A 25,442-nucleotide genomic window follows, 5' to 3' on the forward strand; every position below is an offset into this window, starting at 1 on the left:
TTATGACTCCTTTTAAATTAATTTTCCTGAAAAGATTAAAAATCCAAATGCTACAAAATGGAAAGTAATGATAATACTCAACGCTGTAGTAAAACCATTTTGCCAACGTGGTGGATGTTTCTTTCTCCAACGTTCATAGTATCCATAACCAATAAACATTAGTCCATGGTAAATACCATAAACGATATAGAATAACTCTAAACCATGCCACACACCCATGATAAAGAAGTTTAAGAAGAATGCGAAATTAGACATCGCAAATTGACTTTTAAATGTTTTTTTACGTGACATATAGAATAATGTACGCATATAAATACAATCTCTAAACCAGAATGATAATGACATATGCCATCTATTCCAGAAGTCTTTTATATTTTTAGCTTTGAAAGGTTGCTTAAAGTTAGGCGGTGTATTAATACCGTATAAATAACTTACTGCTACAGCAAACAAGCTATATCCTGCAAAATCAAAGAATAAATAGAAACTATAAGCATACATATATAGCCATTTATGAGTAAATCCATCTAGATTCATTAATAATGGATGAATTGCATAAACATTGATTAAATAAGCGATAATATACTTGTATAAAAATCCAAGCATAATCATGTGTATCGCTTTGGCAACCATTTCCCTATATTGTTCACTTGTAGGAACCTTTTTATCGTCTTTAACAAAACGTTTATAGCGATCAATTGGCCCTGAAGACACCGTTGGGAAGAAAGAAATGAATTGGAATAATTTCCCAACTTTGATCTCTTTAATAGATCCATCTCGAATCTCCATAATTAATTGCACACTTTTAAACGTTACATAAGAAATACCTAGGAAACCTACAAATTCTATAAGCTTGTGTTCATGGAAATGGATTTGTTGACCACCTAGCCATGAGCTTTGTAATACTTTAACAATCGCTAATGGGAAAATGGATAAAATCATAACAATGACAAATTTGCTAAATGTATTAATCTTCTGTCTTGATTTATAATATCCCATGATTAATAACACTTGCCATATGAGATAAATTACAAAACTAATGAGTTGAATACTTAAATATTTATTACCGAATAAATTATGTTTATCTGATGAAAAGATGACGACAATCATAATTGCAGTACTTAAACCGTTATAAATATAGCTTCGCTTACCTAAAAAACCGAGTATGATGACTGGTAAAAGTACTATAAATGCAACTAAGAAGAAGGTAAACGTGCCATATGGAATCATGCGTTAATATCCTCTGCGACTTGTTTACGATCAAGCTTTCCGTTTGACGTTAATGGTAACTGTTTCATCCAAACAAATTTTCTCGGAATCATATATTCAGGTAAGCGAGATTTTAGTTCAGATTTAATTTGTCTTGTCATTTCTAAATCATCTTTAACTTCTTCAGTCGGAACGACAGCACCGATTAAATGTATTACTTTATTATTTTTATATACTGGAACGACAACAGTTTCTCTAACAAATTCTGATTGTCTAAGTTGCGTTTCAATTTCTTCCAATTCCATTCGGTAACCGTTAAGTTTAATTTGGAAATCAATTCTTCCTTGTATGAACCATTGCCCATCTTTCTCGATGGCTTTATCACCCGTATGATATATACGAAGTCCATCTTCAAAGTTAAATACCGCATCTGTTTTTTCTTTGTTATCTAAATACCCAAGACTAACACTATTACCTTTAATAACAAGTTCATCTTCGTCTGTTGTAAACAATGATGTGTTAGGTCTTGAAACACCAACAGGTAGCGGGTTATAAGCTTCAATAATTTCAGGTGTTAATTTAATACCTGTAACAGCTACTGTCGCTTCCGTAGGTCCATACGTGTTATAAACCACTGCACTTGGATATCTATCTAAAAGTGCTTTCGCAGTTCTATGAGGTAAGATTTCTCCACAGAAGAAGAAATGATTTAAGCTTGGGTAACTTGATTCGTTAAGGTTAGGTAATAGCAGGCACATTTCCATAAATGATGGTGTAGATACCCATGCATTGATTGGTGTATTAACTAACATTTCATTGAGTAATTTAGGTTTATTGATCATTTCTTTATCTACTAAATTAAGTGTGCCACCTGATGTTAAACAAGGATAAATTGCCATGACTGATAAATCGAACGAGAATGGTGCTTGATTTAACCACTCTTGTGAACCTTCTGATTCATTAAGTGATACCATCCATTCTGCAAATTCTATTAAACTTGCATATTCGATCTGAACACCTTTAGGCTCACCTGTTGAACCAGATGTAAAAATAGTATATACAACATCCGTTAATCCCATTTGACTGTCAAATAGTGTTGGATTATCAGAATCTTGGATACTTTGGATTGTAAGTTCTTGTATATTGGAATGATTTAATTGTGTATCTGTTGTGTTAAATATAATGTCCGGTTGTACTTTATTTATAATCATATTCACACGTTCACTTGGTACTGAAGTGTCAATAGGTACATAGCCACAACCTGCTTTGATAGCACCTATCATTCCTACTAACATGTAAGGTGACATATGTCCATAAACGATTAACGGCTTATGATTATCTTGTAATAGATGCGCTAATTTACTAGATTCATCCATTAATTGTTGATATGTTAATTCTTCATCTTTATGTCTAACTGCTACACGTTCAGGATTACTTTGACCGAAGTCATTTATTAAATTTATGATATCTGTCATAATTAGACTCCTTATTAAAATTCATTGTAAATGAAATTATTATGTGTATCGCCGGAACCATAAATTAGGTACAGCGCAATAAATATCGCTAAATATAAAAGTGTTAATAAATAAGGTTTAGCTTTCTCATAATATTGCATCATCTTATGATTATTCTCTTTCAATGCACTATTGCACCTCACTATCATTTCAAATATCGGAGTGAAGTATTCGTCCTACTCCTGAGTTAAAACCGAATTCCCGAAAACAAAACAAAATTCATTAAATATAATTTTTATATATTATACATTCATCTTATTATAATTAAAATTTGATTTTAAGGCAAATTAAATTTTTCACTTCAAACTATTGTGCTAATGATGCTAAATTAACACTTAAAAAATTAATAAGATTTTATGCGTTAATGTTACTATCAACAACACTGCATTAGTGGCAATGATGAATTCAAATGACAATAATTATATTAGTACCAAATAGTTAGCTTAACAATTACATACGGTATAACAAAACTGTTAGTTATAATAAAAGAACCTCTATCGTTCATGGTTAAATCTTTACCTGAACGTTAGAAGTTCTTAAAATTTATTTATTAGTAATCGGAGTCAACGGTTTTGCTCCTTTTAATATCGCAGCAATGTTATCAACACATAATTGAATCATTCGATCTCTAGTTGCTACAGAAGCACTACCTATATGCGGTAGTATGACTGCATTCTCCATTTTCAAGAGAGGGTGATCAAGTTTAATAGGTTCCTCACGTAAGACGTCTAAACCACATCCACCAATTTCATGATTGTCCAATGCATCAATTAGAGCATCCTCGTCTACAATAGCACCGCGGCCGATATTAATGAAGATTGCATCGTTTTTCATTTTTGAAAATGCATCTTTATTAAACTTATTCTCAGTTTCAGGTGTCAATGGCGCAGTACAAACGACAAAATCACTGTCTGCTAATAATGTATCAAAGGATACATAACTTGCATTTAGTTCTGTTTCCGCATCTTCATGTCTTGAACGATTATGATACAAGATAGTTGTATTAAATCCTTGAAGTCGACGTGCAAAACTCTTTCCAATATCACCCATACCATAAATACCTACAGTTGAACCATGAACATCCTTACCAGATAATAAGTATGGTCCCCAACTTTTCCATTCACCATCTTGTACATATTTTTCAGCTTCAACAATACGTCGTGCCACAGTTAACATTAACGTAAACCCTAACTCGGCTGTCGTTTCCGTAAGTACTCGAGGTGTATTAGTAACGACTATACCTTTTTCTTGAGCTAATTTAACATCAATGTTGTCAAAACCAACCGCCATATTTGCTATTACCTTTACATGTTTAGCATGTTCGAGACATGTGGCATCAATCTTTTCACTTAATGTGATGAAACATGCATCAACATCTTCTAATTCTTTTAAAAATTGCTCTCTAGGCATAGGTTCAAATGCTTTTTCCCACACCTTAACGTCGCCGAACTGTTCCAATTGCTCTACGAAACGATCTGGAATTTGACGTGTGACTAGAATTTTAACCATGTCATGCCACCCCTCTTTTTATTTTTGGGCATTTCTTTCTAATTCTGAAATTGCTACATTTAAGTCTTTAAATGAATGTGTAGGTTGTTGGTCTTTTTCTTTTAGTTCTTCATAAGTCGTTACACCAGTTTGTACATGAATTGTGTCAACACCGACATTAATACCAGACATGATATCGGTATCATACAAATCGCCAACCATTGCTACGTCTGATTTATCTAATTTCAAGATGTCTAAAGCAATATCCATAATGACCGGCTCCGGTTTACCAATAAATTGTGGTGCTTGACCTGTAGATACACTAACAACACTTGTAATCGCACCATTACCTGGTAAGAAGCCACGTTCTTTAGGAATCGATACATCAGGGTTCGTTGAAATAAATCTTGCACCCTTACGTACTGCAAGCGTTGCCACAGCTAATTTTTCGTAAGTAACGTTTTCATCTAAACCAATCGCAACATAATCAACGTTTTCATCATCTTTTACAGTTAATCCAGCTTCAGTTAAAGCAGTGCGTAAGCCACTGCCGCCAAGCATGTATACCGTAGCATCACTTTTCTCATCTGAAATATAATTTGCTGTTGCTAAGGCAGACGTTACAACTTCCTCAGGTTTCGCATCAATATTCATTTCTTTTAATTTTTGCGTTACCTCTTCAGGCGTCTTTGTAGAGTTATTTGTAACATATAAATGCGGGATTTGATGATTGTTTAAGTAGTCAATAAATTGTGCTGCACCATCGATTTCATCTGTACCTAGATACATAGTTCCATCTAAGTCGATTAAATAACCTTTATAATTCTTCATTACTTGTTGTCTCCTTTTCCAAAAGCGGTAACTGGAACATTCTCTTTCTCAAGGAACTGAGTTACCTCTTGAATAAACTGTTCATAATAAGGCAAAGTCTCGTCAAATAATGGCTGAATCTTGCTATTATCAAGTTCTGTATAATGGTGTGCGAACTGTTTTCTAACGTCAACTGTTTCATTAACATATTGTTGAGTAGATTTCGAAATAACACCTTCTAGTTCAAGAATATCAATGACATCTTTATAATTTCCTGGATCTCTCAAGATAAAACCATCAATAATCATATTACCTATATCCACAGATGATTCAATTAACATTTGTGCGATACGTTCAAATGCATAATGATTTCCTTTATTCGATTCATAATCTTTAATTAATTGATTTAAGTAAGTTAATTTTAAAGTAAGCTGATCTTTATCTACAAAATACATATCCTTCACCTCTTAATATGTCTATCATATCACAGTTTTGCATAGGTCTTCATTTGTCGTTATACTTAATTAAAAATACAAGATAAAAGGAGTTCTACTCTTATGATAGATATGTACTTATATGATGATGAAGAACAAAGCCAAGTAAAGTTTGTAGGCTTTGTAGGTGAACATAGCCGTTATGATTTAATGCTCGTTCAAACAGATCGTCATTACGGTAAGACACTTGTGCTAAATATGCAAACAAACAAATTCGGTATTATCGGGACAGATGATATTGAAGAAGAAGGATATATCGCGCATATTTTAGGTGAGAGTCAAGAAGAAAGTGATGAAATCATTGAATATCTTAATCAAGTCATTCAATAATTACTATTTTAAAAGCTGTGAAAAAATCTCTTCTCTTAGATTTCTTCACAGCTCATTTTATTAATTCTATAGTTACTCATCTTGGTGCTTAACTTCCTGAATGGTAGGTTTAATTTTAACATCATGTAATTTATCTTCAGAATCAGACAAAATAACATCCTCTTCATCATGATTTAATTGTTGTACCTCTTTGTTAGATAAATGACGTAATACAAAATAAGGACAACCGAAATTGCAATATTCTAATATATAATCTTGAATACTCGAAAAACGTTTCGAGATTTCAGCTTTTTTATTCGTATCCTTATAAAAACCTTTTAATCGTAGTTGATCATATCCAAAATCCCCTACAATAAAATCATACTTATCTAATATATCTGAATATCTCGATGCAAATAATTCTTCATCAAAGCATGATCTATATTCTTCAATGATTTCAAAATATTGTTGACCTATCTTAATCATAATTTGTCACCTTTAACTCGTATAATAAAAACTTAGATTACACAATTCAATTTAAAATGTGCAACCTAAGTCTCTAAAAACTTAATCTAAACCGTTTAATTGTTCAAATTAATTTTGTTGTAATTTTTCTTCACCTAGACGGTGTTTTTCTTTAGCCGCTTCATTTACTTGTTCGTCGGCATGATAAGAACTACGTACCATTGGGCCAGCTTCACAGTGTTTGAAACCTTTGTCCATAGCTACTTTTCTTAATTTACCAAATTCTAATGGTGTATAGTATTTTTCAACTTTTAAATGCTTACGTGATGGTTGTAAATATTGACCAATTGTTAAAATGTCTACATCATTTGCACGAAGATCATCCATTGTTTCATAAATCTCTTCAATCGTTTCTCCTAAACCAACCATTAAGCTTGATTTAGTAGGAATATCTGGTTGCAGTTCTTTAGAACGACGTAAGAACTCTAATGTTCTTTCATATGTTGCACGTGCACGAACTCTTGGAGTTAAACGACGTACTGTTTCGATATTATGGTTTAAGATATCAGGTTTAGAAGCCATTAATGTTTCAAGTGCTTCATAGTCACCACCCATGTCTGATGGTAAGATTTCAATTGTAGTGAATGGATTACGTTCACGTACTTTACGTACAGTTTCTGCATATACGTTAGAACCTGCATCTCTTAAGTCATCACGTGCAACTGCAGTGATAACAACGTGTTTTAAATTCATTAACTCAACTGATTCTGCAACACGTTCTGGTTCATTTAAGTCTAATTCATTAGGTAAGCCAGTTTTAACTGCACAGAAACGACATGCTCTTGTACATACTGCACCTAAAATCATAAATGTAGCAGTTCGTCTAGCTCCCCAACATTCATGTATATTTGGACACTTTGCTTCTTCGCAAACAGTGTGTAAGTTCTTTTCACGCATCATCTTCTTGAGGCCAATATAGTTTTCGTTCGTGTTAAGCTTAATTTTCAACCAATCTGGTTTACGTAAGATTTCTTCATTTTTAGTAGCCATAACCACGTATACCCTCCTGTATAATCTATCTTTTCCTATTATAACGAAATTTACATTAAATTAAAACGTAATAAACCATAAATTTCAACCTTGAATTTAATTCCATTATATACATAAATCTATTTGTGTTATTCTATTGCAGTCTCAATAACTTATCTTTAAAGATATCTCTAAGGAACTGAGGCATAATATAATCAATTGACTTCCCTTTCAATATAGGGAAATATCTACCAAACGTATACATATCAACTGTTCCTAAAGTGTATATTTTATCATCAACTACCTCTTCACCATTCACAAAGAATCTATTTTCTGACTGGATAAAACCGCAATTATATAAAATATAGCCTCCAAATATATCTCCTCTAAAACCTAATCCTTGAGCATGTTCATGCATATATTCTTGCTTCTGACTTTTTTCAATTACTTTTTTCAATTCACTACCTGTCAAACGTACGCGCACTAGATTAATTGGATGTGGCAACATTTTATGAATATCATATTCCGTTAGTCTATCCGCTTCAATTCCTTTTACAATTAAACCAGCATTTATGATAGTACAATCTGTATTAGTAAATTCAAATACACTTTCAGCTAATAAATAAGTCGTTTTAGTAATGACGTCTGTTTTACTGCTTAAGTTGATAGGATAATCAATCACCGGTTCACTCATCAATGCCTTTCCTTCTGACTCATAATCTGTTTCAACCATAGGTAATGTTTCAACCGGATAAATAATCGCTTCTTTACTAACAACCTTTTTATTTTCAATAGTTAAATTAACTTCACCTAAATAATAACCATATTTACCGGCAGCTGCCATAAGTACGCCATTATTCATTTCACCCTCATCAAAATGATGATGTGTATGACTCCCAAGAATCACATCAATTTCAGGAATCTCTTGGCATAATTTTTCATCAAAAAAGATGCCTACATGACTCATCACAATAAGTACATCATAATTACCCTGTTGATTAGCGATTTCATCTTTAATCGCTTCTAAAGGATCCGTTACAATCCAATCAAGTGCTCTGTAAAATGGTGTGAAAGGTGCTGTTGCCGCCACAAATAAAATACGTACGCCTTCAATTTCTTTAATACATGATGAGGCTATGTTATGAGGTAACTTCCCTTCCTCATCAATAACATTCGTACAAATGACGTTAAATGTCGCATTATTATATAAATTATTTAATGCTTCATGAGAGATGGTCATACCTTCATTATTACCTATCGTCGCAATATCGCACTGAGCCTCATTAAGCAAGTCGACATTCTTGCGACCTATCGTTGCTTGAGTCACTGGTGCTGATAAATCCACATGGTCGCCTATATCTAAATAGAGTGAGGGATGTTGAAGTTGAGGTCTATGTTCTGCCATATAAGATGTAATACGTGCATATTCGTTTAAATGACTATGAATATCGTTCGTGTGAAAAATGGTTAACTTCACTTAAATTCCCCCTATATTTATTTAAAGAAAAGATTTAATAATTAAGTATACACCCATTATCAACATAACCGTACGTAATAGCGTTACAACAGTTTCAGATTTAATCGAGTGGTTAACACGTACGCCAATTTGGGCGCCAATATAACTTGAAATAATAAGAACTATAGAATATGACCATGCAACATGTCCTTGTAAAATGTGACCTATAGAACTCATAACACTTGAAAAGAAAATCATCATCATGCTTGTACCAACTGCAACGTGTGGTGGAAATCTGAACACAATTAACATTAGTGGTGTCATTAATGCGCCACCACCAATTCCGAATAGACCTGTTAAAATACCAATGAACAGTGTCGCAACAAATGCAAATAAAGGTGGTACGCTATAGTGATATGTCTTCCCTTCAGAATCAACATACGTTTTACGATATTTCTCTTTATCAAAAATCTTAAACGGTTTGATTTTATGTCTTACCATTAAAATAATTGAAACAATAATCATAAAAATACCGAAATATAAATTGAAAGACTCTAAAGTAAGATATCTACTTAAAAATGAACCTAACAATGAACCTGGTAATAATCCAAACAAGAAGATAGAGCCATTTTTAATATCTACCTGCTTCGTCTTTAAGTAGCCTAATGATGAAGATAAGCCTGTGACGATTAGAATCACCGATGATGTTCCTATCGCTATTTGTGGTGTAATACCATGTAAAACATCGTGTGTAACGCCCAAGTATACCAGTGTTGGAACAATAATGATTCCACCACCAATACCTACTAATGACCCTAAAATAGCAGAGAAAAGGCCGATAAGCACTAATAAAATAATTGTCACTAACATTATATTTCGCCTCTTAGAATAATTTTAATTGTTGCGGAGCTAAACCTGTGTATTCAATATCTAACATATCCTGATATGTTTTAGCGTTTTGAGCAGCATGCCCACCCGAGTTATTATTAAATACGACATAAACCTTTTTAGCTTTTTGTTCTATAATTCTAACTTTATTAGCTAAATCGGTAAGCTCTTCTTTGTTGTAGTTATATAAGTATCTCACATCACGCCACTCTTGGTCGGTCATGTCTTTTTTGGTCCAGCCTTGTCTATTTCTTCCATGATAGCGTACAAAAGCCGTCTCAGTAGTAATACGATTAACTAGTGGTATTGAGCCTTCACGCACCTGTGGCTCATCTACTACTGAATGGATAATGTGATGCTCAGTTAAAAATGACAGCGTTTGTTCCTTAAATTGATCGTTAAACCATGATTGATGTCGAAACTCGACGCAAATCGGTATATCAGCCAATTGTTGACGAACATACAAGATATACTTGATATTTTGTGCCGTACAATCAAACCAAGGTGGAAATTGAACTAAGACCATAGCTAGTTTGTGATGATCTATAAGTGGTTGTAGCATTTGTTTGAATTGCTCGAATAATTCACTTCTTGTTTCTGCGTAATCTTTATAATCTGCATGTAGTGTAAGTGCTTGATGAATCTTCACTATAAATTCAAAACGATCAGGTGTTTCTTTAATCCATTTCATGATATTTCTTTCAGGTTGGATGGCGTAGTAAGATGCATCAAGTTCAACGATTGGAAAGTGACTAGCGTATGTTTGCAACTTATCCGATTGTCGTTCTAAATCCTCATATAAAGAATCGTGATCTCCCCATCCAGTAAGACCTATATTTATCATTTTTATCACCAGCTATATGATACCATATTCAATTTTATGATATCACTTGTTCTATATCATCTTTACATTATCTTATTATTTTCGGAAATGTTACATTCTCATGCACACTCTATTTTTCTAAAAATCATTGAATAACCGTCAATAATGTTTCTACTTGTTCAACAAGTCGATCCATCAATTGATTGACATGTTGTGACGTAGCTAAACGTGGCGATTGACCACTCCACATATGCGTCCATTCACGATGCCCTGTAGAAGCGGCTGTCTTTCTAATAGAGTTAGTTAATTGATTTTGTACAGGATATGGCGGTATGTTCCCTTCGTATTGTTTCATCGTCTCTACAAATTCATTGTTGATACCGCGTGCTGATTTACCACTAAATACGTCAGTGACTACTGTATCAGTCTCTTTACTATGAAGCACTGCTTGTTTAACTAATTGATTTGCGCCACTTTCTTCAGTAGTTAAGAAAGCTGTTCCCATTTGTACACCTTGTGCACCTAGTATCTGACTCGCTAATATACCACGACCATCCATAACACCACCTGCAGCAACAACTGGTATCGATACATGATCAACTATCTGTGGTATTAAACTCATTGTTCCTATGAGCGGTTCACACTGATTGTTGGTTGTTAAAAATGACCCCCTATGTCCACCAGCTTCACTGCCTTGAGCAACTACAATATCCATACCTGCATGCTCATTTGCAATTGCCTCATCTACAGTGGTAGCTGTACCAATTAAAGTAATTTTAGCACCTTTTAATTGTTCTATGATTTCTTTTGACGGGATACCAAAGGTGAAACAACATACTGGTACTCTATATTTAATCACAGTTTGAATTGCATTTTTAAATTGTTGTTCTTCAGAAATATTGACTACTGGCTCTTCAAGATTTAATGCCTTACGATAGGGCTTCAGCCAAGCATTCATATGTTCGACTTGTTCATTAGTGTATGATTGATGACTTGGTACAAACAAATTCACACCAAATGGTTGTGATGTTAGTCCTTGCACTTTTTGAATTTCTTGCGCTAACTTCTCTGTAGTAAAGTAGCCCGCTCCAATACAGCCTAAACCACCTTTATTACTTACAGTTGCAACAAGTTCCGCAGTTGTACTACCAGCCATACCTGCTTGAATAATAGGATATTGAATATTTAAAGATTGCGTTAGTTGATTGTTATACCACATTTAAAATCACCTTTTCTTTAATTTGGGGTAATTACTATGCGTATTTCACTTAAATAATTATTCAAAGTATTCCCTACTCCCATTTTCAGTAAACTTTGCTAATTTTTGAAAAAATAAAAGCAAGGCCTGAACTTATGTAAGTTAGCCTTACTTATAAAATGATGATTTGACAATAGTGCACTTGATAAATAGATAATTATTTAATTATGCAGACATCACATATTTATGTATGTCAAAAAGATATTTAAAATTAGGAAGTTTCTAAAATTGATACTTATCTAATTATTAATTTTTAAATCGAAATCAAAAACAAAAATTGCCATAAGCACAAAATCATTGGTCGAAATACTAGACCACGAAATTTACCTCTTCTATTCCATAACACTGCGTCAATAATGAAATAAATAACAATTAAAAAGGCCGAGATTAAAAACATAAAGCCTCCAAACCCTAACAAATTATCAGTAGTTTTGGTCAATTCTTGCGCCATCATCCATTCCTTATTATGTATAAATCTTACTTTAGCTGACCAAGCAACTATTAGAAAAGCGGCTCCAATTGAACCTGACCATGCAATTATATTAGCCGATTGCAATTCGTCTTTCATATCTTTCATTTCTTGCTTGGTAACTTTGTTAGTTTTACCGTGACCAGTTTTCACAAATTCTAATTTTGTTTTGAATGGCCGTTTTACCAAATAATGACTCGATAAATAACACATCAATAAAAAAGGAAGAAGTGTTACGACAAAGACCAAGTTGTAAGTATGAATATCTTCCCCTGTAAAATGTATTAACAATTCAAGTAATGATGAATAAATTAAGAATATTCCTAAATACCAAATCTTCTTTTTCTTTTGAATTTGTCTTAAACTGACCATTGCTATAAAGATTAAGCCAATTGAACCTAAAAATATAGCAAGATATTCAACAATGATAATCAACGAATACCAATTCGCATAAAAGTCAAACATTGTAGAGTCCTCTCACAACATGTATTTTGTTAAATCGATTACTTTTTAAATATTATATAAAATTATATCATAATGAAAATAAACAATTAATATAAATAAGTGTTAACTATTTAGAGATAAAAAAAGCACCAAAGCATTCACTTAGTTGGAACACTTTGGTACTTGTTATTGTTAATAAGAAAAAGTTGGTAATATAGGTTAAATTAACCGATAGAGCCTTCCATTTCGAATTTAATTAAACGGTTCATTTCTACTGCATATTCCATTGGTAATTCTTTAGTGAATGGTTCAATGAAGCCCATAACGATCATTTCTGTCGCTTCTTCTTCTGAAATACCACGGCTCATTAAGTAGAATAATTGTTCTTCTGATACTTTAGAAACTTTCGCTTCATGTTCTAATGAAATATTATCATTGAATACTTCATTATAAGGAATAGTATCTGAAGTAGATTCGTTATCTAAAATTAAAGTATCACATTCAATATTAGAACGTGCACCTTTCGCTTTACGTCCGAAGTGAACGATACCACGATAAATAACTTTACCACCATTTTTAGAAATAGATTTAGATACGATTGTTGAAGATGTGTTTGGTGCTTTATGAATCATTTTAGCACCAGCATCTTGTACTTGACCTTTACCAGCAAAGGCGATAGATAATGTACTACCTTTCGCACCTTCACCTAAAAGAACACAGTTTGGATATTTCATCGTTAACTTAGAACCTAAGTTACCGTCAACCCATTCCATGTTACCATTCTCATGAACAAACGTACGTTTAGTAACTAAGTTATAAACGTTGTTAGCCCAGTTTTGAATTGTAGTATAACGTACGTGTGCATCTTTATGAACGATGATTTCAACTACTGCTGAGTGTAATGAACTTGTTGTATAAACAGGTGCAGTACAACCTTCAACGTAGTTTACTGAAGCACCTTCATCAGCAATAATTAATGTACGTTCGAATTGACCCATGTTCTCTGAGTTAATACGGAAGTATGCTTGTAATGGTGTATCTAATTTAACATTCTTAGGTACATAGATGAATGAACCACCTGACCATACTGCTGAGTTTAATGCTGCGAATTTGTTATCAGCTGCTGGAATAACAGAAGCAAAGTATTCTTTAAATAGGTCTTCGTTTTCACGTAAAGCACTATCTGTATCCTTAAAGATGATACCTTTTTCTTCTAATTCTTTTTCCATATTATGATATACAACTTCTGATTCATATTGAGCAGAAACACCTGCTAAATATTTTTGTTCAGCTTCTGGAATACCTAATTTATCAAATGTACGTTTAATTTCTTCAGGCACCTCGTCCCATGAACGTTCAGTATGCTCTGAAGGTTTAACGTAGTATGTGATGTCATCAAAGTTTAATTCTGATAAATCGCCACCCCATTGAGGCATTGGCATTTTGTAAAATAATTTTAAAGCTTTTAATCTGAAGTCGAGCATCCATTCAGGCTCTTCCTTCATTTTTGAAATTTCTCTAACGATATTTTCTGTTAAACCACGTTCTGATCTGAAAATGGAAACATCCTCATCGTGGAAACCATATTTATAATCTCCAACATCAGGTGCTTTTTTAGCCATTTCAATCACTCCTTAAATATATTTAAAACGACGTGCGTGAGATTTTTAATATTCATTATTGTCTATTGCCATTGTAACAATATGCAACCTTCATAAAAAGTCAAAAGTGTAAAAAGTTAAGGTTGGACTTTAGAAATTGCTATCTATCATCACTATAAAGTTTCACATACGACTACAGTTTACTCTTCTGTCGTACCTTCTGCTTTACCTTCTTTTTCAACTGTTCCTTTTTCAAGTGCTTTCCAGGCTAATGTTGCACACTTGATGCGTGCTGGGAATTGGGATACACCTTGTAGTGCTTCAATATCTCCCATTTCTTCAGTGATTTCATAGTCTTCACCAAGCATCATCTTAGTAAATTCTTGACTCATTTGCATTGCTTCACCTAGAGAATGACCTTTTACAGCTTCAGTCATCATAGATGCACTAGACATAGAAATAGAACAACCTTCTCCTTCGAATTTAGCATCATTAATAATGCCATCTTCAATATCAAACGTTAATCTAATACGGTCACCGCAAGTTGGATTGTTCATGTCTACAGTCATTGAGCCATTGTCCAAAACGCCTTTATTTCTAGGATTCTTATAATGATCCATAATTACAGATCGATAAAGTTGATCTAAATTATTAAAATTCATAAGAGAAAAACTCCTTCGTTTGTTTCAATGCTTCAACAAGTTGGTCTACATCTTCTTTAGTATTGTAAACATAGAAGCTTGCACGTGCAGTAGATGATACATTCAACCATTTCATTAACGGTTGTGCACAATGGTGTCCAGCTCTTACAGCAACACCTTCTGTATCTACTGCTGTAGCAACATCATGTGGATGGATATCAGCCAAATTAAATGTGATAACACCAGCACGACGTTCTTTTGGAGGGCCATAAATTTCAAGTCCTTCAATAGATGACATTTGTTCATAAGCGTATTCTGTTAATGCTTTTTCATGTTCATGAATAGCATCAAAGCCTAATTTCTCAATGTAACGAATGGCTTCACCTAAGCCAATTGCTTGAGCGATAATAGGTGTACCAGCTTCAAATTTAGTAGGTAAATCTGCCCATGTAGCGTCATATTTACTTACAAAGTCAATCATATCTCCACCAAATTCAACTGGTTCCATATCTTTTAATAAATCACGTTTACCATATAACACACCGATGCCAGTAGGTCCTAACATTTTATGACCACTAAAACTGAAGAAATCAGCGTCTAAATCTTGAACATCTATTTTCATGTGAGGTGCTGATTGTGCACCATCAACACTAATAATTGCACCATGCTCATGGGCAACTTTAGCGATTTCTTTGACATCATTAATTGTACCTAACACATTAGACACATGTGCTATTGCTACAATTTTTGTATTATCATTTATTGTCGCCTTAACATCCTCAAGTCTTAATTCACCCTCATCTGTCATTGGAATGAATTTTAATAAGGCATTTTTACGTTTAGCTAATTGTTGCCATGGAACAATATTGGCATGGTGTTCCATTTCAGTAACAACTATTTCGTCGCCTTCTTCAACATTGGCATCTCCGTAACTGCGCGCAACAATATTGATTGCTGCAGTTGTTCCTCTAGTAAAGATGACTTCTTCAAAGTATTTAGCGTTAATGAAACGTCTTACAGTCTCACGAGCACCTTCGTATCCGTCAGTAGCAAGTGAACCAAGTGTATGAACACCACGGTGTACATTTGAATTATAACGTTTATAATAATCATCCAATACGTTCAACACTTGAACAGGTGTTTGACTGGTAGCTGTAGAATCAAGGTATGCTAATCTTTTTCCATTAACTTTTTGATCTAATATTGGAAAATCTTTGATGATTTCCTCAACATTTAATGAAGTTTCGGCCACTTTTTTCACGACCTTTCTAATATTAAAAATCTCTTTTAGATTTATATGTTTATTTATTTACTTTAAGTTCAATTACTTCTCTTAATTGACGTTTAACGTCTTCAATTGGTAATTCACGTACTACAGGATCTAAGAAACCATGAATTACTAATCGTTCAGCTTCTTTTTGAGAAATACCACGACTCATTAAGTAGTAAAGTTGCTCAGGGTCAACTCGGCCAACAGACGCTGCGTGTCCTGCTTCTACATCATCTTCATCAATTAATAAGATTGGATTGGCATCGCCTCTTGCATTCTCAGAAAGCATTAAGACACGTGACTCTTGGTTAGCGATAGATTTTGTACCACCATGTTTAATATATCCAATACCATTAAATACAGATGATGCATTTTCACGCATAACGCCGTGTTTTAAGATGTAACCATTAGTTTCTTTACCGTATTGAACAATTTTAGATGTTAAGTTGATTTTTTGGTCACCTGTACCGACAACAACTGATTTAAGTTCACTTGTTGAACGGTCACCAATTAAATTAGTTGTATTATCTATGATTTGACTACCTTCATTCATTAGACCTAATGCCCAATTGATTGATGCATCTGCAGCAGTAGTACCACGACGAATGATATGACCAGTAAATCCTTTATCTAAATAGTCAACTGAGCCATAAGTGATATTTGAATTAGCACCGGCAATAACTTCTGAAACAATATTTAATTGGTTACCTTCACCACTTGCAGTTGATAAATAGTTCTCAACATACGTTACTTCAGCGCTTTCCTCAGTAACAATGATAACGTGGTTATAGAAACTAGCATTATCATCATCATGTAACACAACATATTGAATTGGATCTTCAACAACTACATTTTTAGGCACATAAACAAACACGCCACCATTAATTAAAGCTGTATGCAATGCAGTTAAACGATGTTCATCAACACTTACTGCATCTGTCATTAAATATTTTTGAACTAACTCCCCGTGATTAATTAAAGCTTCTGATAATCCTTCAATTATCACGCCATTTTTTTGTGCTTGATCTGATACTTGAGTATAAGCTAAAGCATTATTATGTTGAACAACTAAATTTTTAGTGTTTTCAACGTCTATAATTTTTTTAATAGCTTCTGGAAGCTCTGATAAATTATTGAAAGATTGACCTTCAACTTCATGTTGTTTAAATGAATCAAAGTCCCATTTTCTTAATTTAGTTTTATCTGGTTTTGGCATTTCTAAAGTTTCTGTTAATTTCAACGCTTTTTGACGTAACTCAGTCATCCAAGAAGGTTCATTGTGCGCTTTAGAATAATCAACAAGTTGTTCTTCAGAAATGTTTAAAGTTTCAGTTGTCATAACTCTCTTTTCCTCCTACTTGATGAAAAATTTAACGACTGTAGATATTTAGTATACTTAAATGATTAAGTTTATACGATGTCTAAGTCTCACTTATTTAATCGTTGATATTAATGCAATGTTTCACATTAACACCATGTTTCTAGTTTCATCATTTAAAATAAACGATTGCTAGATTATTCTTTAGCACCGAATTCTTCTTTAACCCATTCATAACCTTCTTCTTCAAGACGTTTAGCTAGTTCAGGGCCTCCTGATTTAACTACTTTACCACCGTACATAACATGTACTTTGTCTGGTGTGATGTAGTTTAATAAACGTTGATAGTGTGTAATCATTAAAGCACCAAATTCTTCGCCACGCATTTCGTTGATACCTTTAGATACAACTTTTAATGCGTCAATGTCTAAACCTGAGTCGATTTCATCTAGGATGGCAAATTTTGGTTCTAACATCATTAATTGTAAGATTTCGTTACGTTTTTTCTCACCGCCAGAGAAACCTTCATTTAAGTAACGTTGTGCCATATCTTTATCGATGTCTAGGAAATCCATTTCTTTATCTAATTTTTTGATAAATTGCATTAAGTTGATTTCCTGTCCTTCTTCACGTTTCGCGTTAATAGCTGAACGCATGAAGTCAGCATTTGTCACACCAGTAATTTCTGATGGATATTGCATTGCTAAGAACAGACCAGCTTTTGCTCTTTCATCAACTTCTAATTCTAAAATATTAACGCCATCTAGTAACACTTCACCTTGAGTTACTTCGTATGATGGATGTCCCATAATCGCTGATGATAATGTTGATTTACCAGTACCATTTGGTCCCATAATTGCATGTATTTCACCTGTATTAATAGTTAAATTAACACCTTTTAAAATTTCTTTATCTTCAATAGACACATGTAGGTCTTTAATTTCTAATGTTGATGACATTTATATTCCCTCCGTAAAATATAAAGTTTTCTTAACTAGTTTATAATAATTTTAATTTGTAGTCAAAAAGACTTTGTGTACTTTAATACACTTCATTATAACGTAAATAGCCCTTAATATAAACTTATTAAAACTCTAAATTATAGTGATTATCTATCTAAAATGATTTTTATCTGATACTCAATTTTTTCTCGCAACTGATAATCAAAGGCTTATTGTTCTCAATAGAAATAATTCCGACACAAATGTTATTAATTTAGCACGATTTTTATAAAAATTATAATTTTACAAACTGAATATTTTATAATTATTCAAAATTCTGTTATGATGCTATTTAACCTAATTGAAAGGAGACGTTCATGCAAAATTTTAAATGGATAAATATATTAAAAGGGTTCGGTATGGGAACAACCGATTTAGTTCCTGGAATAAGTGGAGGAACCATCGCCTTACTATTAGGCATATATGATGGATTTATTTCTTCAATTAGTGGCTTATTCTCAAAACGATTTTGGCCTAGTTTAAAGTTTTTACTTCCTATTTTAATAGGTATGGCTTTAGCTATCGGTATATTAAGTAATCTAATCAATTATTTATTAGAACATCACCAAGTAATTACAATGTTCTTCTTTACCGGTTTAATTATTGGTATCATCCCTTATTTATTAAGAACTGCGAAATTTAATAAAACGTTTAAAGCAAAACATTATAGCATTATGGTAGTAGGCATTATCATTTTAATAGTAATTACATTAATGAATTCAGGTAATCAAAGTGCTGATACATCACTAGATCTATCATTCGGTCTTATTATTAAATATTTCTTAGCTGGTGCGTGTGCTTCAAGCGCAATGTTATTACCTGGTATTTCCGGATCGTTTATGCTACTAGTATTTGGTGCTTATGGAACAATTATGTTAGCCATTGCTGATCTAGTTAAATTGAATTTCGATGGCCTACCATTATTAATTGTTGTAGGATTAGGTGTGTTAGCAGGATTTTTATTATCAAGTCGTATTATTAAATATTTCCTACATCATCATTTCTATACCACATTCGCATTAATAACTGGATTCGTTATTGGCTCCATATATGCTGTATTCCCTGGTCTTCCTCAAACTGGTATTGAGTGGACACTTTCAATCATCACTTTAATCATTGGATTTGCAGCGAGTTATTGGATCGGTCAAATTACTGATGATAATGTGTAATTAAATGACATTAAACAAAAATAATCGCCAACGATAGTCATCATCGTTGGCGATTTGTCTAATTAAAAAGAAAAAATCCCATTAATAAATTAATGGGATAAACACGACATAAAGTCTTGTTTTAGTAGATTCTGTAATTTTAGGTATAAGTACAAGTTAGCTAAACTTGTTCTATAAATTAATTATATTGCTATCTTGGATGCTTAGTCAACTAATATTTTTATTAAATTTAAATATTTATTGATGCTTTTAGGCAGCAATTCACTTTTGATTTTTAATTTAAATTTATGATTACAATGTTGCATATATGAAATCCCAACATATATATCTATGGCATTAAATAACATAATTTGTGCTATTTGATAGTTTGATATTATGGGATATAATTCTAATTTATCTTGATAAGTTAAAATGAATCGGTTCAAACTTTCTTCTAGATCCTTCTTATCAAAATCAAGTGGCGCGTTCCACTCTAATTCTTCTAGAAATTCAGATGTGTTTTTTTGTTTCCCATCTCTAATATAGTTATTGTATTTCCACTCTTCAGATAGGAAATGTAATGATCCTGTTAATACAATTATGTTTGTATCGAGTGTTAACAATAATTTCTTTAACTTTATTTGTTCTTTAGGACTTAAATTTGCTTCGGGATATAAGTATATCAATAATAAAAGATTATTATATAGCCTGTTTAATTCATCGACTATTAAAGGTAGCACTTGCTCTATTCTATTAACTAATTTTGTATAATCCTTTTTCAATTCATATTCAAAGCTCAATAACTTAATGAAATATTTAATATCTAAAGACTTTATTTTTAAAGGTAATTCATTATAATTAATCATCTCTAATAAATCATTTAGAAGTTGATTAATAGAATTCAAATATCCTGAACTTTCAATATGATTAGCAAAATCTCTATGAAGTTTCTTATTCAAAATAGAAGTGGATCCTAATGAATGCTCAAGTTCTATCTTATTATTATCAATAATAAAACTCTCGTACTCAAGATTAGAAATAAGTTCATGATTAGAGCATTCTATAATAGAGACTTCATTCTTATTTGAATTTCTTTTCTTAAAATATTGATCAATAAGCTCAAGTATGTCCTCTTCAATGGTTTCAAATTCATTATAAATAGCAGTGTATTGACCAATATTTAAGTTGATTGTAGGTACCGCTTCAGATTTTATTTGCCATATGATATGTTCCATATTTTCTTTTATCAAAAAATAATAGTTCTATTATCACCTAATAGTTCTATATTATGATTTTCTTCTCCTAAAAGTATTTGCATATGCTGATATTGCTTTTCAGTTATCATTAATGCCCTGACATGCCCTTCTTGTGGCAAGAATGTATTAACTTTTTTATAGTTTGGTTTGCCGCATCTTTATTTATGACACTCTTTATATAAATTGAGTATTGCATCATTAAAAATCCATCTTCAATAAGTCTCTTTCTGAACTTACTATAAACTCTTCTTTGCTTCTTAGTTTCTACAGGTAAATCAAACATTAATAGGACTCTCATAAATCTATAACTCATAAAATGTATATTTACTCAAACTAGGAAACTTTAATGATTTAATGTCACCGTCTTTAAAATACTCAATAATAGATTGCACCATTATATCAATAGCTCGAATAACCGTCTGCATTTTGCCATCAATTTCAATACGTGCATGCAATAGATTAATTATTTTTAATCGATACGCTTTTGTTAAGTAGTCTTCAGGCGGATGCTTTAACGAGAACAAATCAACCAGCGCTCTAAATGGTTCAATTAAGTCTGATGCTAAGTTAAAATGATTTCTCCCTCCAATATGGTGGATGCCAATTGCCGGTATTAAGCCCTTTGCAACTATCGTTCTAGCTATTGCAGAATTTAAAATTGTGTATCCATAATTTAAAACCGCATTCTCAATAAGTGCATCATTGTCTCGCGTAAAATCCTCAAAGAAACTATTAAAATAGTATTTCGCAGCTTGACCCTCAATATTATTCCGATCATATAACAATACTGAATGCTTTAACTCTGTCATTTTTTTAATTCGCATAGTATCAATATGCATGTACTTCATGCATTCAATTTGATTTTGAATTTTTTGCTTTACAATAACTCTCCATAATTCACTTTTACGAGCTACATCCCATGTTAGTTGTGCTTTCATCTGCGTATATTGATTAAAATGACCTGATATAGGTTGTAAAGTACACTCTGGCAAATGCTTTTGATTGCAAAAGATGACTAATATATTATAATCTGAAAGTTCTATTAATAACCTGGATGTTAACGTAACAGTTAAATCTTCAATAACTAAAGCAAAAATATCAGCTAAAGGAATTTTAGTTTCTAGATCCCCCTTTTTAATTTTTAAGCTATTTAAATTAAGTGACATGTGATTAACTTCTGTTATATACACAATTCTCCAACTCATAGCTTAAATTCCTTTTTTAAATACTAATTGAGGCTTTTTAGCGAAAGATTGATAATATCTATTTCCTAAAACGTCAGTAGATAATTTTCTAATACTATTCACTTTTTTACCTATTGTTATTCTTAATCTTCCGCTACCTTTAATATTATTAATCTCACAATACTCTTTATACTTTATTTCAGGAAGATTGAGCTCTATAACATTTCTCTTATCTTCATTAACTCCTATAACTGTATATACTTCACCGTCTAATTCAATTAAATCATTATAATAAAAGCTTCCGATAAATTTGGCTTTATCATCAATACCTTTATTTAACTTTAATTTATCGTATTTGACTTCAGGTATATAATAATAGTTATCTTTTTTAAGTACATCTAAGTATGTAATGCTAACAAATTTATAGCCTTTATCAGTCAGATACACATCAAAACGATACGACTTAAATGATAATTTCACAAGTTTATTTCTCGAATTGTTGTATTGATTTGTTACATCTAAATGATTTCCAACCTTTTTACCAAACATTTTAATCGATTTAACAATTGGTCCATTATTTTTCTTACTGTACTTGGTTAAATATTCTCCTGTTTCTTCGTGATATTTAGCCAATGGATTTTTCTCATTTGCATATTGCTTCATAATCACTTCTAATTTTTCAAACGTTTTAGGATCTTTTTGATACATTAAGAATTTTTCAGGATTCTTATTAAAATGTTTTTTTAAATCTGTATTATCTTTACTATAAATATTCTTAATCGGAGAGATAATATATAAGTCATCATCTTTTACTCTTGTTGAATAAAGCGTATCATTAATCAATTGTCTATTTGGTTTCTTATCCACTCTATGTGAATATTTAAAATCTCTAAATTCTTTAATTTCTTTTACTTGCTGCGGAATGACAAATAAATCTTGGTAATTTTCATCACTATTCACTTCAATTTTAGTTTCTATTTCTTTTCGTTCTGGTTGTTCTAAAACTTTATTTGCTGCTTTCAACTTTTTATTTTCTTTAAATAGGAAGTCAGCGTTAGCGATAATTAGCGCATCTTCCGCGTGATGTTTATAACCATGATTACGTTCTTTATTAAAATCCCATACTTTTCTTAAATGATTAGTGAAACTACCATTAATTGTTTTAACTTTAACATCCATGTCATTAGCACTAAAATATGCTTTTAAATAATTTGTTAATTCTCTTGTAGCATATCGCGTATCAACTAAGTTTCGATTAATAAATTCTTTTTGTACCTCAAATTTATTTATATCTCGTTCTTCGAGTAAATATTCTTTTTTCTTCTTCGAAATTCTATCTTTTGATTTACTAAGATTTAAAACATGTTGCTTAAACTGATTATAAGACAGTTTTGATTCCCCTGAATTCAGGTATTGGTATGGTGTACGGTTACCCTTTTTACTATTTTCTGTTTGCTTAACGAGAACTTTATTTTGATATGAATTATCAAATGATACAGATCTAGGGATAATATGGTCAACTTCATAATGATTAGAATTATTTAATAAGTCTTCCAATGGTATACTCTCTAGAGAATACAGACATTTACCCTCTTGTTCGTCATGAAGTCTAATCTTTTCAACTAATCGCTTAGCATTTTGATTACCTGTCTTTCCGATAATCTCATTTATTCTCTGTCTTGTTTTTTCATTTTTCTTTTGCAATTCATTAATAAATTTTTGTTTATCTTTAGTATTATTCTCTCTAGCCAACTCAATTATAATATCTTTTGGAACACCATATTTTTCTATTACTTTATTAATAACATTGATTGCTTGTCCAAACGTTCTTTTAACTACTGGTGATAGTATAAACTCATCAATCATATCTTTAGGTATTTTATTAGTTTTCTGCAAGTCAATTTTGCGAGGTTTAATATTTAAATATGCAAATATTTCCATTTGATTTCTAGAAGTATACCATAATTCTTCTAATACTAAATTTATACATTTCAAGGAAAGTCGGTGTGTACCGTTATAACCGGCTAAGTCAGAAATATTCTCTTTATCTATTTCGTTAATAGGTTCAGTTAATTGCTCTAATTCTTTTTTAATGCTCTCTTTATCTTGATAGATAGTTATTATTTCAGCAATTTGATCTAATAATTGGATATTTTCCAAAATACTTTGATCTTTTAAAATTTTCTTCAAATCATGATAAAGTTTAAATTCAGTGAAATTTTCCTTCACTGATTTAGTGATTCTATAACCTTTTATATCTTCTGGATTAACACCTATTTCATTAGAAATTTGTTTTAAAGTAGGTTTTTTCTTTTGTTTAAAAACATTCTCAATGATGTGGTATTTTTCATGATACTCTAACTTGTTTAGTCCATCTCTTTGAATAACTAAATTATTCAAATCATTGAGTGCATTAAATAAATCAGCAGAGTATGCATACTTGACGCTTCTTAATTCTTCAGGAAAGTATGTACAACGGCCCATTAAATGTTCATACCATTTTTTTAAATCAGCACCCCATCCATAAGGACTACCTTTGCCTGGACCTTCATAATATTCTCTTCTTGTCTCTACTAATTCAATATATTTATCAATAAAACTATCATCCAAATGATGTACTTCTTTTTGCGTTTCTAAAATTTGTCTTATTTCATTAACAATATCTGAAGTTTTAAATCTATTCTTTTCTCCTCTAACTTTACCTTCATTGTATCTCTCAAGTAAAACTTCACATATAAATTTATCTCTTAGTAAAAGATTATTTTTTGATAATTGTTCTTTTGTAGAAAGTTCGTTTGATGCATCCTCTTCTTGATCAATAACATCTATATTATGTATTCCACGTCTTTTAGCTAAATGTAGTAATGCAATTACTAATTCATCTTTAGTTAATTTTTCTCGTAACCCTCTCACTCTTATCTCATAAGGGTTTGTAGATTGAGGAATGATATCAATAGAATCAAGTAACTTGTAATCTAATAATAATTGTTTAACACGCTCTAATCTATGAATTCTTCTTCTTTTTAATCTTCTAGCGCCTCTCTTACTTCTACGGCCTTCATTATTTTCTACATTAGCTTCAGGGAACAATCTCACTCCGGCATCAATGATTGATTTGTCATTGTAATTGATAATGCCATATCCAACTGAAGTTATACCTATATCTAATCCTAAAATATAATCTGTTTTCACTTTAAATCACCCACCCCTATTTTATAATTTGATTATAATTTAATTTGATAGACGTGGTAACACTTTTTATCTAATTTTTTTAATAATTTTTAAAAATAATTAACTTGTGCCAATACTTTTAATTTTTACACATAAAAAAAAGCACAAGTGCTTTGCACTCATGCTTCAAATAATCATT

General features: G+C 31.9%; 24 protein-coding genes. 2 read left to right on the forward strand and 22 right to left on the reverse strand.

What is annotated here, in order from left to right:
• Nucleotides 1-12 precede the first annotated feature (12 nt).
• From dltB to SBL15_RS01730, 6 genes are all read right to left on the reverse strand, one after another.
• Entirely contained in the window at nt 13-1,227 is a 1,215-nt protein-coding gene (gene dltB / locus SBL15_RS01705) for a D-alanyl-lipoteichoic acid biosynthesis protein DltB (RefSeq protein ID WP_317955000.1), read from the reverse strand.
• Entirely contained in the window at nt 1,224-2,681 is a 1,458-nt protein-coding gene (gene dltA, locus SBL15_RS01710) for a D-alanine--poly(phosphoribitol) ligase subunit DltA (protein WP_107611971.1), read from the reverse strand. Before dltA ends, dltB begins: the two co-directional genes overlap by 4 nt.
• 14 nt (nt 2,682-2,695) lie before the next feature.
• Nucleotides 2,696-2,824: a teichoic acid D-Ala incorporation-associated protein DltX gene (locus SBL15_RS01715; RefSeq protein WP_160380485.1), complete on the reverse strand. Its 129-nt coding sequence runs from the start codon at nt 2,822-2,824 to the stop codon at nt 2,696-2,698.
• 439 nt (nt 2,825-3,263) lie between these two features.
• Nucleotides 3,264-4,229: a 2-hydroxyacid dehydrogenase gene (locus SBL15_RS01720; RefSeq protein ID WP_107611972.1), complete on the reverse strand. Its 966-nt coding sequence runs from the start codon at nt 4,227-4,229 to the stop codon at nt 3,264-3,266.
• Nucleotides 4,230-4,247: 18 nt separating this feature from the next.
• Nucleotides 4,248-5,039, reverse strand: a complete 792-nt coding sequence (locus tag SBL15_RS01725) for a TIGR01457 family HAD-type hydrolase (protein ID WP_107611973.1) — start codon at nt 5,037-5,039, stop codon at nt 4,248-4,250.
• Entirely contained in the window at nt 5,039-5,473 is a 435-nt protein-coding gene (locus SBL15_RS01730; RefSeq protein WP_317955002.1) for a DUF86 domain-containing protein, read from the reverse strand. Before SBL15_RS01730 ends, SBL15_RS01725 begins: the two co-directional genes overlap by 1 nt.
• A 102-nt stretch (nt 5,474-5,575) precedes the next feature.
• Between SBL15_RS01730 and SBL15_RS01735 the strand changes: the two genes are divergently transcribed.
• Nucleotides 5,576-5,842, forward strand: coding sequence for a DUF3055 domain-containing protein (locus tag SBL15_RS01735; protein WP_317955004.1), 267 nt, complete (start codon nt 5,576-5,578; stop codon nt 5,840-5,842).
• Nucleotides 5,843-5,914: 72 nt separating this feature from the next.
• On the opposite strand, the gene SBL15_RS01740 is transcribed toward SBL15_RS01735, so the two are convergent.
• The 12 genes from SBL15_RS01740 to sufC all read right to left on the reverse strand — a co-directional run bounded on the left by SBL15_RS01740 (nt 5,915) and on the right by sufC (nt 18,442).
• The gene (locus SBL15_RS01740; RefSeq protein WP_011276293.1) at nt 5,915-6,307 is read right to left on the reverse strand and encodes a YutD family protein; all 393 of its coding nucleotides are present in this window, start codon (nt 6,305-6,307) and stop codon (nt 5,915-5,917) included.
• Nucleotides 6,308-6,415: 108 nt separating this feature from the next.
• The gene (gene lipA, locus SBL15_RS01745) at nt 6,416-7,336 is read right to left on the reverse strand and encodes a lipoyl synthase (RefSeq protein WP_029376689.1); all 921 of its coding nucleotides are present in this window, start codon (nt 7,334-7,336) and stop codon (nt 6,416-6,418) included.
• Between the two features lie 133 nt (nt 7,337-7,469).
• On the reverse strand, nt 7,470-8,792 hold the full coding sequence (locus SBL15_RS01750; protein WP_107611976.1) for a bifunctional metallophosphatase/5'-nucleotidase: 1,323 nt from the start codon (nt 8,790-8,792) through the stop codon (nt 7,470-7,472).
• 21 nt (nt 8,793-8,813) lie between these two features.
• The gene (locus tag SBL15_RS01755) at nt 8,814-9,641 is read right to left on the reverse strand and encodes a sulfite exporter TauE/SafE family protein (RefSeq protein ID WP_053017943.1); all 828 of its coding nucleotides are present in this window, start codon (nt 9,639-9,641) and stop codon (nt 8,814-8,816) included.
• 13 nt (nt 9,642-9,654) lie between these two features.
• Nucleotides 9,655-10,503: a DUF72 domain-containing protein gene (locus SBL15_RS01760; RefSeq protein ID WP_053017942.1), complete on the reverse strand. Its 849-nt coding sequence runs from the start codon at nt 10,501-10,503 to the stop codon at nt 9,655-9,657.
• Between the two features lie 124 nt (nt 10,504-10,627).
• The gene (locus SBL15_RS01765) at nt 10,628-11,701 is read right to left on the reverse strand and encodes an NAD(P)H-dependent flavin oxidoreductase (protein ID WP_107611977.1); all 1,074 of its coding nucleotides are present in this window, start codon (nt 11,699-11,701) and stop codon (nt 10,628-10,630) included.
• Nucleotides 11,702-11,993: 292 nt separating this feature from the next.
• Nucleotides 11,994-12,674, reverse strand: coding sequence for a hypothetical protein (locus tag SBL15_RS01770; protein WP_107611978.1), 681 nt, complete (start codon nt 12,672-12,674; stop codon nt 11,994-11,996).
• 203 nt (nt 12,675-12,877) lie between these two features.
• On the reverse strand, nt 12,878-14,275 hold the full coding sequence (sufB, locus tag SBL15_RS01775; protein WP_037537233.1) for a Fe-S cluster assembly protein SufB: 1,398 nt from the start codon (nt 14,273-14,275) through the stop codon (nt 12,878-12,880).
• Between the two features lie 179 nt (nt 14,276-14,454).
• Nucleotides 14,455-14,916, reverse strand: coding sequence for a Fe-S cluster assembly sulfur transfer protein SufU (gene sufU, locus SBL15_RS01780; RefSeq protein WP_037537234.1), 462 nt, complete (start codon nt 14,914-14,916; stop codon nt 14,455-14,457).
• Nucleotides 14,906-16,156 carry a cysteine desulfurase gene (locus SBL15_RS01785; protein ID WP_182477440.1) on the reverse strand — a complete coding sequence of 417 codons (1,251 nt, stop codon included), beginning with the start codon at nt 16,154-16,156 and terminating at the stop codon, nt 14,906-14,908. Before SBL15_RS01785 ends, sufU begins: the two co-directional genes overlap by 11 nt.
• Nucleotides 16,157-16,196: 40 nt before the next feature.
• Nucleotides 16,197-17,504 carry a Fe-S cluster assembly protein SufD gene (gene sufD / locus SBL15_RS01790; protein WP_037537236.1) on the reverse strand — a complete coding sequence of 436 codons (1,308 nt, stop codon included), beginning with the start codon at nt 17,502-17,504 and terminating at the stop codon, nt 16,197-16,199.
• A 176-nt stretch (nt 17,505-17,680) separates the two neighbouring features.
• Nucleotides 17,681-18,442 (reverse strand): Fe-S cluster assembly ATPase SufC, encoded by a 762-nt coding sequence (gene sufC, locus SBL15_RS01795; RefSeq protein ID WP_011276304.1) that lies wholly within the window; start codon nt 18,440-18,442, stop codon nt 17,681-17,683.
• A 359-nt stretch (nt 18,443-18,801) separates the two neighbouring features.
• Between sufC and SBL15_RS01800 the strand changes: the two genes are divergently transcribed.
• A complete protein-coding gene (locus SBL15_RS01800) occupies nt 18,802-19,653 on the forward strand; it encodes a DUF368 domain-containing protein (protein WP_107611980.1) in 852 nt (283 codons plus the stop codon).
• 203 nt (nt 19,654-19,856) lie between these two features.
• Here SBL15_RS01800 and SBL15_RS01805 read toward each other — a convergent pair whose 3' ends face one another.
• From SBL15_RS01805 to cas9, 4 genes are all read right to left on the reverse strand, one after another.
• On the reverse strand, nt 19,857-20,882 hold the full coding sequence (locus tag SBL15_RS01805; protein WP_317955006.1) for a hypothetical protein: 1,026 nt from the start codon (nt 20,880-20,882) through the stop codon (nt 19,857-19,859).
• Between the two features lie 94 nt (nt 20,883-20,976).
• Nucleotides 20,977-21,201 carry a CRISPR-associated endonuclease Cas2 gene (gene cas2, locus SBL15_RS01810; RefSeq protein WP_313770312.1) on the reverse strand — a complete coding sequence of 75 codons (225 nt, stop codon included), beginning with the start codon at nt 21,199-21,201 and terminating at the stop codon, nt 20,977-20,979.
• Complete coding sequence (gene cas1 / locus SBL15_RS01815) at nt 21,191-22,093, reverse strand: type II CRISPR-associated endonuclease Cas1 (protein WP_317955008.1); 903 nt, start codon at nt 22,091-22,093, stop codon at nt 21,191-21,193. Before cas1 ends, cas2 begins: the two co-directional genes overlap by 11 nt.
• 3 nt (nt 22,094-22,096) lie before the next feature.
• Nucleotides 22,097-25,264, reverse strand: coding sequence for a type II CRISPR RNA-guided endonuclease Cas9 (cas9, locus tag SBL15_RS01820; protein WP_317955010.1), 3,168 nt, complete (start codon nt 25,262-25,264; stop codon nt 22,097-22,099).
• Between the last annotated feature and the right edge of the window lie 178 nt (nt 25,265-25,442).

Origin of the sequence: Staphylococcus sp. NWU MKU2 (assembly GCF_033283605.1) — a bacterium.
Taxonomy (GTDB): Bacteria; Bacillota; Bacilli; order Staphylococcales; family Staphylococcaceae; genus Staphylococcus; species Staphylococcus haemolyticus.

Coding starts and splice junctions, on each gene's coding strand:
- dltB (WP_317955000.1), bottom strand. CDS start 1,227: ATGATTCCATATGGCACGTTTACCTTCTTCTTAGTTGCATTTATAGTA.
- dltA (WP_107611971.1), bottom strand. CDS start 2,681: ATGACAGATATCATAAATTTAATAAATGACTTCGGTCAAAGTAATCCT.
- SBL15_RS01715 (WP_160380485.1), bottom strand. CDS start 2,824: ATGATGCAATATTATGAGAAAGCTAAACCTTATTTATTAACACTTTTA.
- SBL15_RS01720 (WP_107611972.1), bottom strand. CDS start 4,229: ATGGTTAAAATTCTAGTCACACGTCAAATTCCAGATCGTTTCGTAGAG.
- SBL15_RS01725 (WP_107611973.1), bottom strand. CDS start 5,039: ATGAAGAATTATAAAGGTTATTTAATCGACTTAGATGGAACTATGTAT.
- SBL15_RS01730 (WP_317955002.1), bottom strand. CDS start 5,473: ATGTATTTTGTAGATAAAGATCAGCTTACTTTAAAATTAACTTACTTA.
- SBL15_RS01735 (WP_317955004.1), top strand. CDS start 5,576: ATGATAGATATGTACTTATATGATGATGAAGAACAAAGCCAAGTAAAG.
- SBL15_RS01740 (WP_011276293.1), bottom strand. CDS start 6,307: ATGATTAAGATAGGTCAACAATATTTTGAAATCATTGAAGAATATAGA.
- lipA (WP_029376689.1), bottom strand. CDS start 7,336: ATGGCTACTAAAAATGAAGAAATCTTACGTAAACCAGATTGGTTGAAA.
- SBL15_RS01755 (WP_053017943.1), bottom strand. CDS start 9,641: ATGTTAGTGACAATTATTTTATTAGTGCTTATCGGCCTTTTCTCTGCT.
- SBL15_RS01760 (WP_053017942.1), bottom strand. CDS start 10,503: ATGATAAATATAGGTCTTACTGGATGGGGAGATCACGATTCTTTATAT.
- SBL15_RS01765 (WP_107611977.1), bottom strand. CDS start 11,701: ATGTGGTATAACAATCAACTAACGCAATCTTTAAATATTCAATATCCT.
- SBL15_RS01770 (WP_107611978.1), bottom strand. CDS start 12,674: ATGTTTGACTTTTATGCGAATTGGTATTCGTTGATTATCATTGTTGAA.
- sufB (WP_037537233.1), bottom strand. CDS start 14,275: ATGGCTAAAAAAGCACCTGATGTTGGAGATTATAAATATGGTTTCCAC.
- sufU (WP_037537234.1), bottom strand. CDS start 14,916: ATGAATTTTAATAATTTAGATCAACTTTATCGATCTGTAATTATGGAT.
- sufD (WP_037537236.1), bottom strand. CDS start 17,504: ATGACAACTGAAACTTTAAACATTTCTGAAGAACAACTTGTTGATTAT.
- sufC (WP_011276304.1), bottom strand. CDS start 18,442: ATGTCATCAACATTAGAAATTAAAGACCTACATGTGTCTATTGAAGAT.
- SBL15_RS01800 (WP_107611980.1), top strand. CDS start 18,802: ATGCAAAATTTTAAATGGATAAATATATTAAAAGGGTTCGGTATGGGA.
- cas2 (WP_313770312.1), bottom strand. CDS start 21,201: ATGAGTTATAGATTTATGAGAGTCCTATTAATGTTTGATTTACCTGTA.
- cas1 (WP_317955008.1), bottom strand. CDS start 22,093: ATGAGTTGGAGAATTGTGTATATAACAGAAGTTAATCACATGTCACTT.